We start from the raw sequence: 12,661 nt of genomic DNA, 5'->3' as shown, positions 1-12,661 counted from the left end.
CGTGAAAACGCTGATCGACAACTGGTCGACCTACTGGGAGGGGTTCCTCGGCACGCTCTCGCTGTTCGCGGTGAGCGCCGTGCTGTCGCTGGTGCTGGGCGTGCTGATCGCGGGCTTCCGGGTCTCGCCGGTCAAGCCGCTGCGGGTGTTCGGGACGGTGTGGGTGACCTTGCTGCGCAACACGCCGCTCACGCTGCTGTTCTTCATCGTGGTGCTGGGCCTGCCCCGGTTCAACATCACCCTGCCCTTCTACACCTTCGCGGTGCTCGCGCTGGGCTGCTACACCTCGGCCTTCGTCTGCGAGTCGATGCGCTCGGGCATCAACACGGTGCCGACCGGGCAGGGCGAGGCGGCCCGCAGCCTGGGTATGAGCTTCGGGCAGACGATGAGCCTGGTGGTGCTGCCGCAGGCGTACCGCTCGGTGGTGGCGCCGCTCGGCAGTGTGATGATCGCGCTGGCCAAGAACACGGCGATTGCCGGCTCGTTCAGCGTCACCGAGCTGCTGGGCACCTACCGGACCATCAACGAGCTGGGCTACAGCATCGTCTGGACCTTCGTCTGGATCGCCGTCGGATACCTGATCATCACCCTGGCCATCAGCGCCGTCTTCAACCTGCTGGAACGACGAGTGGCGGTGTCCCGATGACCGTTGAATCCTCGGCGCTGTACGACATCCCCGGCCCGAAGGCGCTCGCCCGGCACCGGCTGTACGGCGGGATCGCGCTGCTGCTGATCGCGGCGCTGATCGGCTGGGTGATCTACATGCTGTTCCACACCAACCAGTTCACGTACGCCAAGTGGCAGCCGTTCGAGTACCGGGGCGTGCAGGAACTGCTGCTGCGCGGGCTCGGCAACACCCTCAAGGCCTTCGGCTGGACGGTGCTGTTCGCGCTGCCCTTCGGCGCGCTGTTCGCGGCCGGGCGGCTCTCCGACCACCGGGTGGTGCGCTGGCTCTCCACACTGGTGGTGGAGTTCTTCCGGGCCATGCCGGTGCTGGTGATGATCTTCTTCGTCTTCGTCGCGCTCAAGGTGCAGCCGCTCTGGGCGCTGGTGACCGGGCTGGTGCTCTACAACGGCTCGGTGCTGGCCGAGGTGTTCCGGGCCGGCGTGCTCGCGGTGCCCAAGGGGCAGCGGGAGGCGGCGTACGCACTGGGCATGCGCAAGACCCAGGTGATGTCGTACGTCCTGGTGCCGCAGGCCAACCGGGCGATGCTGCCGGCCATCATCAGCCAGCTGGTGGTCGCGCTCAAGGACACCTCGCTGGGCTTCCTGATCACCTACGAGGAGTTCCTGCACGCAGGCAAGCTGATCGCCACCAACCTGGACTACGACCTGCCGTTCATCCCGGTGGTGATGGTGATCGCACCGATCTACATCGGCATGTGTCTGCTGCTCTCCTGGCTCGCCCGCTTCGTGGAACGGCGCAGCCGGCGCAGCCCGAGCGTGCGCGGCGGGGCACCGGTGGTCAAGGCCGAGGTGGCGATGGGGCTGCCGCCGTCGGCGCAGCAGTGAGGAGCCCGGTTCGGGGCTGAACCATAGGTACGGGTGGGGTTGGGGTCGATACCTCCAAATTCCTCTTATGATTCTCGGGCGTCCGGGCGAGGCCCGGGCGCGGTCCGAGCACGGTCCGGGCGGGGCCGTAGCGGGGCTGTCGAGAACGGATGGGCGGGAGGGGCCATGGAGCCGGTGTTCGATTCGCGGCACATCAGGACGTTCCACGAGGTCGTCCGGGCCGGTTCCTACTCGGCCGCCGCCCGCGAGCTCGGCTACACCCAGCCCGCCATCACCCAGCAGATGAAGGCGCTCGAACGCACCGTCGGTGTTCCGCTCTTCACCCGGGCCGGGCGCGGACTGCGGCTCACCGAGGCCGGCGAGGCACTCTCCCGGCACGCCGAGCTGATTCTCGACAGCATGTCCGCCGCCCAGCAGCAGCTCGCCGCACTCGCCCGACTGCGCGCCGGACGGGTGCGGGTCTGCGCCTTCCCCAGCGCCAACGCCACCCTGATACCCGAGGCGATGGCCCGGCTGCTGGCCGAGCACCCCGGCGTGCGGGTCGAACTGCTGGAGGCCGAGCCGCCGGACTCCGTCCAGCGGCTGCTGCGCGGGGAGTGCGACATCGCGCTGGCCTTCCGTTACCCCGGTGTGGCCACCGAGGTGCCGGAGGGCGTGGACGAGATCCCGCTGATGGAGGACCTGCTCACGGTGCTGCTGCCGGTCGGGCACCCGCTCGGCCGCCGGCACGCCGTACGGCTGGCCGACCTCGGCGGCGAACGCTGGATCGCCGGCTGTCCGCGCTGCCGGGCCAACCTGCTGCACGTCTGCGCGGAGGAGGGGTTCGCGCCGGACATCGTGTTCTCCACCGACGACAACCTCGCGGTGCAGTCGCTCGTCGCCGCCGGGGTCGGGATCGCGCTGATGCCGGCACTGGTGCTCTCCTTCATGTGCCACCGCAAGGTCACCGGGCGGGCCGTCGAACCGCACCTGCGGCGACAGGTGAGCGCGTACGTGCTGCGCGAGCACCGCCGGATCCCGGCCACCGGGCTCGTGTTGGACCACCTGCGGCAGGCGGCGGCGAGTCGGGTCGGGTGCTGAGCGCCGACCCGGGTGGCGACTCCCGGCGGCGACCGGCAGCAGGAGGGCGCCGGCGACCGGCAGCAGGTGACCGGCAGCAGGTAACCGGCGACCGGCAGTGGACAACCGGTGAGCGGCTGCCTGCTGACATATAAGCGTTAGTGGGGAGGTTCCTTACGAACCCTCCTTGGACGTGATAGGTCGCCAGGGTTGAACCTGCTGGGATGACTCCCTCAGCCACGGTCGGCAGCGACCGACTCACCGAGCGGATGACCGCGCTGATCAGTGAGATCCGCGCCGTCGTGGACCGCGGGCTCCCGCCGGAGCTCACCGCCTACCTGGTCGGCGAGCGACTCGCCCCGCACCTGCACGCCGACCCGGACGGTCCCGACGCGCTGCTCGCCCCCGCCCACCGCGAGGGCGACCCGCAGCGCTACCGCCAGCACGTCCTGCACGCCGAGGAGGACGGCAGCTTCTCCGTCGTCGCGCTGGTCTGGCTGCCCGGGCAGCAGACCCCGATCCACGACCACGTCTCCTGGTGCGTGGCCGGCGTCCACCAGGGGCAGGAGAGCGAGACCCGCTACCGGCTGGTCTCCGGCGGCCCCACCGCCCGGCTGGTCGAGACCGAGCACGTGGCCGGCCCGGCCGGTACCGTCGCCGCCTTCGCCCCGCCCGGCGACATCCACCTGGTGCGCAACTCCTGTAGCAGCACGGCGATCTCCATCCACGTCTACGGTGCGGACGTCTCCCGGCTCGGCACCAGCATCCGGCGGGTCTACCGGATGCCCGCCGACGGGCAGCAGTGATCCCGGCGTGGCACTGACCCTCCGGCACCGCGCCGCCCGTACCCGCTCGTTGCCCCCGATGCGGGGGGACGCCCCCGGGCTGCTGCTCGCCGCCCTCGGGGTGGCCGCCGCGCTGGGCGTCCACGCGCTGGTGCCGGCCGTGCCCAAGCTCACCGCCGCCGTCGTGCTCGGCATGGCGGCGGCCCACCTGCCCGGGGTGCGCCCGGTGGTCCGCGGGATCGCCCGGCCGGGGCTCTCCACGGCCGGGAAGCGGTTGATGAGGCTCGGGATCGTACTGCTCGGGCTCAAGCTCAGCCTGGACGACGTGCTCGGCCTCGGCTGGGCCACCGTGGCCATGGTGCTGGCCGTGGTCGCGGCCACCTTCGCGGGCACGCTCTGGCTGGGCCGGCGGCTCGGCCTGCCCGGCGACCAGCCGCTCCTGGTCGCCACCGGGTACTCGATCTGCGGGGCCTCGGCGATCGGCGCGGTCAGCCAGGCGGCGGGCAGCGAGGAGGAGGACGTCGCGGCCTCGGTGGCGCTGGTCACCCTGTGCGGGACGCTGGCGATCGCCGTGCTCCCGCTGCTCCAGCATCCGCTCGGGCTCGACGAGCTGGAGTTCGGGCGCTGGGTCGGGGCGAGCGTGCACGACGTCGGGCAGGTGGTCGCCACCGCGCAGACCAGTGGGGCCGGGGCGCTGCGGGAGGCGGTGCTGGTCAAGCTGATGCGCGTGGTGCTGCTGGCGCCGCTGGTCGCGGGGGTGGCCGTCATGGCGCGGCGGAACCTGCGGGCGGCGCGGATGGCGCGGGTGGCTTCGATGAAGGTCACGGCGGGGGCTCCGGCGGGGGTTTCGACCGGGGCTTCGGCGGCGGTGACGTCGGCGGCAGGGGCTCCGGCGGAGGGCGGGGCGGACGGGAAGCCGGGTGAGAAGTCGGTGAAGACCGGCAATCGCCCCCCGATCGTGCCGCTGTTCGTGGCGGGCTTCCTCGCGATGATCGTCCTGCGGACCACCGGGGTGCTGCCCGAGCAGGTGCTCGGCCTGGCCTCGGACGCCCAGGAACTGCTGCTGGCAGCCGCGTTGTTCGGTCTCGGCAGTGCGGTGCACCTGCCGACCATGGCCCGCACCGGCGGGCGGATCGCACTGCTCGGGCTCGGATCCTGGGTGGTCGTCGCGGGAGTCTCGTACGCGGCGGTGCTGGTCACGACCTGACGGACCCCGGTGCGGACTCGGCTATTGTCGGGCGCAAGCCCGCCCCGCCCGCCGGTACCAGGGCGGTGGTGCGGCCGAGTTCACCCGAGTTCACCCGAGTCCGCCAAGGAGGACGGATGACCACAGCGCTGCCCGAACGCGACGGCCGCGAGGCCGTCGTCACGCTCGACCGGCGGGAGGGCCCGTACGGTGAGGTGGTGCTCCGGCAACGCGGTCGGGACTTCGAGATCATCGCCAACGGCTGCTTCCTGATGGACACCGCCGACGGGCGCTCGGAGCGGCTGTTGATCCAGACGGCGCTGGACGAGCTGGACCGTACGGGCGGCGGCCCGGTCGAGCGGCCGTCGGTGCTGATCGGGGGCCTCGGGGTCGGATTCTCGCTGGCGTACGCGGCGGCCGAGCCGCGCTGGGGGCGGATCGCCATCGTCGAGCGGGAGTCCGCGATCATCGACTGGCACCGGACCGGCCCGCTCGGCGCCTTCTCGGGCGGCGCACTGGACGACGAGCGGGTCGAGATTCTCCACACCGACCTGCTGGAGTACCTCGCGGCGGCGGACGGCGAGCGCTACGACGCGCTGTGCCTCGACATCGACAACGGGCCGGACTGGACCGTCACCGAGTCCAACGACGGGCTGTACGGCGCGGACGGGCTGACGGTGCTGTGGCACCGGTTGCGGCCCGGCGGGGTGCTGGCCGTGTGGAGTGCGCAGCCTTCGCGGGCCTTCGAGGACGCGCTGCGGGCGGTGGGCTTCTCGGACGTGGTGACGCACGAGGTCCCGGTCGCCCGGGGGGTGCCGGACGTGGTGCACCTGGCCCGGCGGGCGGGCTGAGCGCCGAAGCCGGTCAGCGGGTAACGGATGACAGCTGACAGATAACAGATTTCGTTCGCTGAAATCTGAAATCTGTCGACTGTCGGCCGTCATTCGTTCGCCGTGTCACCGTGCGGCGGCTCGCCGCGCCCCCGGCTCAGCCGAACGGGCGGTTCTCCGGCTCGGCGCCGACCGCGGCTACCGGCTCCGGTTCGTCCGTCGGCAGGGCCGGGATGCCCTCCATGGAGAAGGGGTTGAAGTCCGGCGGCGGGACCATCACCGGTGTGCCCTTGCGCGGACCCGCCTCCTCCGCGTCCTCGGGCTGCTCCGATCCCTGTGCCGCCGCTTCCACCGCGACGGGCGGGGCCTGGGCCGGGATGACGGGCGGGGTCGAGGGCGGCGGCGGAACGGCGGGGCCCTGCGAGGGGAGGGTGGTGCCGAACGGATCGGCCTTCTGGTCGGCCGTGACCGTGGTCCCGAACGGGTCGGCGACCGGGGCGGCGTCGGCGGGCCCGGCCGCGGGTGCTTCGCCCGGCGCGTCCGGGATGCCCTCCATGGAGAAGGGGTTGAAGTCCGCCGGCGGGACCATCACCGGCGTGCTCTTCGGGCGGCCCTCGGCATCCGGTGCCGTGTCCTCCCCGCCGGAGGAGAGGACCTCCGCGACGGGCGCGAAGGGGTTGAAGTCCGCGGGAGGTACCCGTACCGGTGTGCCGCGCAGGTGCACCGGCTTCTCCTCCGCCTCCGCCTCCTTCTCTGCGGCGGCAGCGACGGCAGCGGCAGCGGGGGCTTGAGCCGGAACCTGAGCCGGAGCAGGGGCCTGCGTCGGGGCGGGCGTCCGGACCGGAGCGGGAGCCTGGGCCGGAACGCCGCTCATCGCGGCCGGCACGCCGTCCCAGCCGAACTGGACGCTCTTCAGCAGCTCCGCGAACGCCTCCGTGTACAGCTCCCAGTCCTCCGGCCGCGCCGTGGACAGCTGGGCGCACAGCACCGTCCCGCCGTCCGGCAGCGGCACGAAGGCCTGGACGGCCGAGGTGACCACCCAGCGCCGCTGCCCGTCGGCGGCCAGCGGGCCGGGCACCGGGGCGGTCCGGCCCTCGACCAGGACGGCGGCCGGACCGGCCGGCAGCAGGACGGTCCACACCTCGGCGTGCCGCCGGACGGTGGCCAGTTCGGTGGCGAGCGCGGTGATCGGCAGCGGGTGCCGGGCGAGCGAGACGACGAGGGCGGCGTCCGAGGTGCGGTCGTCCAGCTCCAGGGCGCAGACGCCGGCGTAGACGACGCCCGCGTCGCGGATCAGGTCGGCCAGAGTGGCGGAGATCACCGCGAAGTCGCGCCGCGGCTCCGGGCCGGTGGCGCTGAACAGTTCCTCGGCGACCTCCGCCAGGTGCCGGGCCAGCTCGTTGGCGGCCGCCACGGTGGCCGGGTCCGTACCGCCGGGCCGGTCCGTGTCGCCGGGCCGGTGGGTGTCGCCGGGCAGTGCCGGCAGCGGGGGCACCGCACGGGCGGAGACGCCGGGCGGGCCGCCCGGGGAGGTCAGCGCGTGGAAGCCGGGCGGCACGACCAGCCGGACCTCGGCGCCCGCGCCGGTGGGCAGTTCGACCGGTTGCCGGGTCTGCTGCCCGGCCGCCAGCGCGGCCAGCGCGGGGGCGAACGGCGGGCGCAGCTTGGCGTCGGCGAACTCGCCGGTGACCGGGAGCTGGAACAGCGCGGCCGAGGTGGTGCCCCGGTCGGCGATGGCGCCGCGCACCGCGCCGCCGCCGTACCGGGCCTGGAGCGCGGTGACCACCCGGTCGGTGAGCCGTGCGCCGGTGCCCGGCCGGGCGGTGCCGGCGGTGGTCACCGTGCCGAGCCGGTCGAGGGCGGTGTGCACCGGGCCGTTGGGGGCCAGGGGCAGGCCGAACAGCGTTTCGGCGGCGGGGTGTTCGGCCGCCCGCGGGGCGCTCAGCGAGGCCGCCGGGTGGCGTGAGGTGCACTCGTCGAAGAGGGCGTCGGTGAGGGTGCCGAGGGTCGCGCAGACCTGCTCCGCCGCCGCGAAGGGATTGGCCTCCACGCTGAACTGCACGTCCTGGGTCACCTGGTGAGCCCCCCGCTCTGCTCCGTCTGCCGTCGGTGGTTCGGGTGGGACCGGGCCCGCCGCGGCGGCGGGTCGTCAGATCCCGGCTCATTCCTATCAGAGCCCGCCGTCCGGACCGAACCGCAGGATGACCCGATGATCACTCGGTGGTGGTGCCGGTGGCCTGCGCGGACCCGTCCTCGGGGGTGCCGGCGGCGAGCGCGGTGACCGCCTCGACGATCCCCGGCACGGCGAACAGCCCCGTGAGGTCCCGCACCAGACGCCCGGTCGGGCCGTCCGGGCGTTCGTCGGCGAAGAAGGAGGCCAGTTCGGCGGCGAGGGCCGGTTCGCGGGCGGCGGTGAGGGTGAGCGAGGCGACGAACTCCTGCACCAGGTGCAGCTGGAGCTCCTCCAGCGGCACCGAGCGCTCGACCAGCCACTCCAGCGAGGTGATCTCGGCGTTGGCGATCCAGGCCCGGACGGTCAGCCGCAGTCCGGCGCTCGGCTCGGGGAGCGCCAGGTGGGCCAGGATCTGCTCCTGCGCGGCCCTGCGCACGTCGTCGATCACCGCCGAGGTGCCCGCGCTGGCCGCCACCGAGCCGCCGCGCAGCAGCGCGGCGAAGCCCGGCCCGTGGCTCTGCACGAAGTCCAGGTAGCGGCCCATCACCCGGTGGAGCCGCTCCGACAGCGGCCCGTCCATGGGCTCCTCGAACCGGGCCGACAGCTCCTGCCCGGCCCGCCGCAGCGACTCCTCGTACAGCGCCTGCTTGCCGGGGAAGTAGTGGTACACCAGGGGCCGGGAGGCTCCCGCGGCGGCGGCGATGTCGTCGATCGACACTTCCTCCGGCGGCCGTCGGCTGAACAGTTCCAGTGCTACGGCGATCAGCTGCTCCCGCCGCTCGTCCACGCTCAGCCGCCGACGCGGCCGCTCGCCCGCCGCCCGGGCGGAGGCGGAGGTCCGTGCTGCGCGATCGGCCGTCGGTGACGGCGTACGGGAGGCCATGCGCGCCACCCTAGTTCGTCGAGGGCCCCGCGGTGGAGACAGGGGCCCACTGCCCTCCGGCCCGCGCACCGGCCCCGAACGCCGAGGCCGTGGCGGCGCTACGCGGACCGGAGGTCCAGGTAGCGGCGGTAGGCCTCGCGGCCGTCGGGGACGAAGGAGTCGCGGGTGAGGCGGTCGGCGAGTTCGGCGGGGGTGAGCCAGGTGTGCCAGGCGACCTCGGACTCCTGGGGGGAGACCGGGCCGTCCCACTCGGCCTCGTACATGTCGCACCACCAGGAGAGCCGGTCCTGCTCGAAGAGGAACTTGAACAGGGGGCGCGGGGCGATGCCGTGCACGCCGAGCTCCTCCTCGGCCTCGCGGACGGCGGCCTCGGCGTAGGTCTCGCCGGAGCCGACCACGCCGCCGACGAACATGTCGTACGCGCCGGGGGCGAAGAGCTTGGTGTCGGTGCGGCGGTGGACGAAGATCCGCCCGGCCGGGTCGCGGACCAGGATGAAGACGCAGCGGTGGGTGAGCCCGCGCCGGTACACCTCGCCGCGCAGGGCGGTCCCGATCACGCGGTCGTGCTCGTCGACGATGTCCAGCAGTTCCTCGGCAGGGTTGGTCATGAGGGACAGGTTAGGGTTTCGGGGCTCGGTTCGAACGCATTCGATCGAAGGAGATCGAGAACGAACGCGAGTGGCACGAGAAGCAACGGAACTGGTCGAGGGCGGCACGCGGTGGTGGAGATCTGGGGCGAGACGGCCGAGGGGTTCGAGCCCGTACGGGCGGCCTTCGTGCGGAACTTCGCCGACTACGGTGAGCTCGGTGCGGCCTTCGCGCTGTACGTGCGCGGCCGCAAGGTGGTCGACCTGTGGGGCGGTGACGCCCGGCCCGAGGTCGGCGGCCGGCCGGCGCCCGCGGTGCCGTGGACGGCGGACACCGCGCAGGTGCTGCGCTCGGTCACCAAGGGCCTGACCGCGACCACCGCGCTGCTCCTGGCCGAACGCGGCCTGCTCGACCTGGACGCCCCGGCGGCCTCGTACTGGCCGGAGTTCGCGGCGGCCGGCAAGGGCCGGATACCGGTGGGCTGGCTGCTCTCGCACCAGGCCGGAGTGCCCGCGCTGGACGTGCCGCTGCGGCTGGAGGACGTGCTCACCTGGGAGCGCGCGGCCGCTGCCGTCGCCGCGCAGGCGCCCGCCTGGGAACCCGGCACCGCGCACGGCTACCACCCGTACACCTTCGGCTGGCTGGTCGGCGAGGTGGTGCGCCGGGTCAGCGGCCGGACGCTGGGCCAGTACTTCGCCGAGGAGGTCGCCCGGCCGCTCGGGCTGGACCTGTGGATCGGGCTGCCGGCCGGCGCCGCGCCCAGGGTCGGCAGACTCGTCGACCTCCCGGCGCCGGACGCGGCCCGGACCGGTCCGAGCGGGCTGCGGCTGCGACCCAAGCAGTCCGTCCGGGACGCCTACCAGGACCCGGCCTCGCTGACCGCCCGCTCCTTCGCCTCGGTGCGCCCCGGCGTGGACCTCAACGACCCGGCGGTGCAGGCCGCCGAGATCCCCGGTGCCGGCGGCATCGGCACCGCCCGGTCGCTCGCCCGGTTCTACGCGGCACTGATCGGCGCGGCCGACCGCCCGGACGGCTCCGGCGCGCTGCTGCCGCCGCTGCTCGGCCCCGACGTGCTGGCACGCGCGGTCGAGTCGGCGGTGAGCGGGCCGGACCGGGTGCTGATCGTCAACTCCACCTTCGGCCTGGGCTTCTGGCGGCACGGCCCGACCGCGCCGATGGCCTCCCCGGCGAGCTTCGGCCACCCGGGTCGGGGCGGTTCGCTCGGCTTCGCCGACCCCGACCTGGGGCTGGGCTTCGGCTACGTCACCAACGGCATGCAGCCGGGCGTCACCGGGGACATCCGCTCACGGAACCTGATCCGCGCGGTGCGGGGGTGCCTGGGGCTGGACCGGTAGCCTCAGGCCTGGCCGGTCTCGAAGCGGTGGATCTTCCCGCCGTCGACGGTGAAGCGCCAGGCGGTGCGCATGGTGCCCCAGGTCTCGTTGGTGAACTCGGCGACCAGCGCGTGGCCTCCGCTCGACTCGGTCTGGACGGCCATCCGGCCGTTCGGGCCGAAGATCTCCCGGTCGACCCAGTCCGCCAGGTCGCGCTCGGAGCCGTCGTCGGCCATGGTCGCGTCCGGGGCCAGCAGTGCGAAGAAGGCCTCGCGGTCGCCCGCGTTGACCGCGGTGACGAAGGCGCGGACGGCGGGGTCGCTGAGTTTCGTGGGGGCGATGGTCACGCGGGACTCCCTGATGGGGGTGAGGGGCGGGGAGTCCTGTCTACGGCTTTCGCGCGGGCCGTCCGGGCATGTCGGCGGCGCGTCGGTGAATTGGCCGCATTCATGTGCTTTGATCCCCGGAACAGGCGATTCGCCCCGGAGCCCGCCACGGGGAGTGGCGAGGAGCGGGAGGCCCCGATGGGCCTCCCGCTCCGCTTTCCCGGACTCCCGGACTCCCGGACTCCCGGACTCCCGGGCTCCCGGGCTCGTCGGGTCTAGAAGAAGCCGACCGCGTCGGGGGAGTAGCTGACCAGCAGGTTCTTGGTCTGCTGGTAGTGCTCCAGCAGCGCCTTGTGGGTCTCCCGCCCGATGCCGGAGTTCTTGTAGCCGCCGAAGGCCGCGTGGGCCGGGTAGGCGTGGTAGCAGTTCGTCCAGACCCGGCCCGCCTGGATGGCGCGCCCGGCCCGGTGGGCGGTGTTGATGCTGCGGGTCCACACGCCCGCGCCGAGCCCGTACTGGGTGTCGTTGGCGAGCGCGACGGCCTGGTCGAAGCCGTCGAAGCGGGTGACCGAGACGACCGGTCCGAAGATCTCCTCCTGGAAGACCCGCATCGAGTTGTCGCCCTCGAAGACCGTCGGCGTGACGTAGTACCCGCCGGCCAGCGCGCCGCCGAGGTCGGCCCGCTCGCCGCCCACCAGGATCCTGGCGCCCTCGTCCTGGCCGATCTCGAAGTAGGAGAGGATCTTCTTCAGCTGTTCGACGCTGACCTGGGCGCCGACCTGGGTCTCGGTGTCCAGCGGGTTGCCCTGGCGCATCGCCCGCACCCGAGCCAGGCCGTCGCCGAGCAGCCGCTCGTAGACCGGGGTCTCGATCAGGGCACGGCTGGGGCAGGTGCAGACCTCGCCCTGGTTGAGGGCGAACATCGCGAAGCCCTCGACGGCCTTGTCGTAGAAGGCGTCGTCGTCGGCGGCGACGTCCGCGAAGAACACGTTGGGGCTCTTGCCGCCGAGCTCCAGCGTGGCCGGGATCAGGTTCTCGGCGGCCGAGCGGGCGATCAGCCGGCCGGTGCCGGTCTCGCCGGTGAAGGCGATCTTGCGGATCCGGGGGCTGGCGGCCAGCGGGGCGCCGGCCTCCTCGCCGAAGCCGGTGACGATGTTGAACACGCCGGGCGGCACCAGGTCGGCGGTCAGCTCGGCGAGCAGCAGCACCGAGGCCGGGGTCTGCTCGGCGGGCTTGAGCACCACCGCGTTGCCGGCGGCGAGCGCCGGGGCGAGCTTCCAGACCGCCATCAGGATCGGGAAGTTCCACGGGATGATCTGGCCGACCACGCCCAGCGGCTCGTGGAAGTGGTACGCCACGGTGTCCTCGTCCAGCTGGGAGAGGCTGCCCTCCTGGGCCCGCAGCGCACCGGCGAAGTAGCGCAGGTGGTCGACCGCGAGCGGGAGGTCGGCGGCCAGCGTCTCGCGCACCGGCTTGCCGTTCTCCCAGCTCTCCGCGACGGCCAGCTGCTCCAGGTTGGTCTCCATCCGGTCCGCGATCCGCAGCAGCACCTGCGCGCGATCGGCGGCGGAGGTGCGGCCCCAGGCCGGGGCCGCGGCGTGGGCCGCGTCCAGCGCGGCCTCGATGTCCTCGGCGGTGCCCCGGGCGACCTCGGTGAACACCTCGCCGGTGACCGGGGTCGGGTTGCCGAAGTACTCGCCGCGCACCGGAGGCGTCCATTCGCCGCCGATCCAGTGCTCGTACCGGGAGCGGTAGGCGACGATGCTGCTGGGCGTGCCGGGGGGCTGGTAGACCGTCATGTTCGCTGTCTCCTCGCTGCGTCGGGCGCCGCCGGGCACGGCTCTGGCCACGGGCGGCGCGGCGGGCCCCCCCGTACGGGGGCGTGCCGGGGGGGGGGGGGGGGGCCCCCAACAGGGGGGGTGTGCGGCCCCCCCGCCAGCCCGGCGGGGGGCAGCCCCGTGAGGGGCGGCCCGTGAGGGGGTGGA

General features: G+C 73.4%; 12 protein-coding genes. 7 read left to right on the top strand and 5 right to left on the bottom strand.

The genetic code is table 11. The features are described from left to right. Nucleotide 1 precedes the first annotated feature (1 nt). From ACWGJO_RS03660 to ACWGJO_RS03635, 6 genes are all read left to right on the top strand, one after another. The gene (locus ACWGJO_RS03660; protein WP_359911656.1) at nucleotides 2-646 is read left to right on the top strand and encodes an amino acid ABC transporter permease; all 645 of its coding nucleotides are present in this window, start codon (nucleotides 2-4) and stop codon (nucleotides 644-646) included. After that, nucleotides 643-1,512 (top strand): amino acid ABC transporter permease, encoded by an 870-nt coding sequence (locus ACWGJO_RS03655; protein ID WP_452181967.1) that lies wholly within the window; start codon nucleotides 643-645, stop codon nucleotides 1,510-1,512. The genes ACWGJO_RS03660 and ACWGJO_RS03655 overlap by 4 nt, the downstream gene beginning before the upstream one ends. A 174-nt stretch (nucleotides 1,513-1,686) precedes the next feature. Continuing rightward, a complete protein-coding gene (locus ACWGJO_RS03650; RefSeq protein ID WP_359911662.1) occupies nucleotides 1,687-2,592 on the top strand; it encodes a LysR family transcriptional regulator in 906 nt (301 codons plus the stop codon). A 203-nt stretch (nucleotides 2,593-2,795) separates the two neighbouring features. Then, nucleotides 2,796-3,377 (top strand): cysteine dioxygenase family protein, encoded by a 582-nt coding sequence (locus ACWGJO_RS03645; RefSeq protein WP_359911665.1) that lies wholly within the window; start codon nucleotides 2,796-2,798, stop codon nucleotides 3,375-3,377. Nucleotides 3,378-3,435: 58 nt separating this feature from the next. Continuing rightward, nucleotides 3,436-4,563 (top strand): YeiH family protein, encoded by a 1,128-nt coding sequence (locus ACWGJO_RS03640; RefSeq protein ID WP_452182020.1) that lies wholly within the window; start codon nucleotides 3,436-3,438, stop codon nucleotides 4,561-4,563. Between the two features lie 116 nt (nucleotides 4,564-4,679). Continuing rightward, nucleotides 4,680-5,393 (top strand): spermidine synthase, encoded by a 714-nt coding sequence (locus tag ACWGJO_RS03635; RefSeq protein WP_452181966.1) that lies wholly within the window; start codon nucleotides 4,680-4,682, stop codon nucleotides 5,391-5,393. Nucleotides 5,394-5,529: 136 nt separating this feature from the next. On the opposite strand, the gene ACWGJO_RS03630 is transcribed toward ACWGJO_RS03635, so the two are convergent. From ACWGJO_RS03630 to ACWGJO_RS03620, 3 genes are all read right to left on the bottom strand, one after another. Then, a complete protein-coding gene (locus ACWGJO_RS03630; RefSeq protein WP_452181965.1) occupies nucleotides 5,530-7,446 on the bottom strand; it encodes a hypothetical protein in 1,917 nt (638 codons plus the stop codon). Between the two features lie 139 nt (nucleotides 7,447-7,585). After that, nucleotides 7,586-8,428: a TetR/AcrR family transcriptional regulator gene (locus tag ACWGJO_RS03625; RefSeq protein WP_452181964.1), complete on the bottom strand. Its 843-nt coding sequence runs from the start codon at nucleotides 8,426-8,428 to the stop codon at nucleotides 7,586-7,588. Between the two features lie 98 nt (nucleotides 8,429-8,526). Continuing rightward, on the bottom strand, nucleotides 8,527-9,036 hold the full coding sequence (locus ACWGJO_RS03620) for an NUDIX hydrolase (RefSeq protein WP_359911677.1): 510 nt from the start codon (nucleotides 9,034-9,036) through the stop codon (nucleotides 8,527-8,529). A gap of 111 nt (nucleotides 9,037-9,147) precedes the next feature. On the opposite strand from ACWGJO_RS03620, the gene ACWGJO_RS03615 reads away from it, so the two are divergent. Further along, on the top strand, nucleotides 9,148-10,371 hold the full coding sequence (locus tag ACWGJO_RS03615; protein WP_452181963.1) for a serine hydrolase domain-containing protein: 1,224 nt from the start codon (nucleotides 9,148-9,150) through the stop codon (nucleotides 10,369-10,371). Between the two features lie 2 nt (nucleotides 10,372-10,373). Here ACWGJO_RS03615 and ACWGJO_RS03610 read toward each other — a convergent pair whose 3' ends face one another. Both ACWGJO_RS03610 and exaC read right to left on the bottom strand, forming a co-directional pair. After that, entirely contained in the window at nucleotides 10,374-10,697 is a 324-nt protein-coding gene (locus ACWGJO_RS03610; protein ID WP_359911682.1) for a nuclear transport factor 2 family protein, read from the bottom strand. 254 nt (nucleotides 10,698-10,951) lie between these two features. Continuing rightward, a complete protein-coding gene (exaC, locus tag ACWGJO_RS03605) occupies nucleotides 10,952-12,475 on the bottom strand; it encodes an acetaldehyde dehydrogenase ExaC (protein WP_452181962.1) in 1,524 nt (507 codons plus the stop codon). Nucleotides 12,476-12,661: the final 186 nt, after the last annotated feature.

It is taken from the genome of Kitasatospora sp. NPDC054795 (assembly GCF_053611565.1).
Note: the sequence above shows the minus strand (reverse complement) of the source record. Positions and strands in the feature narration are given on the sequence as shown.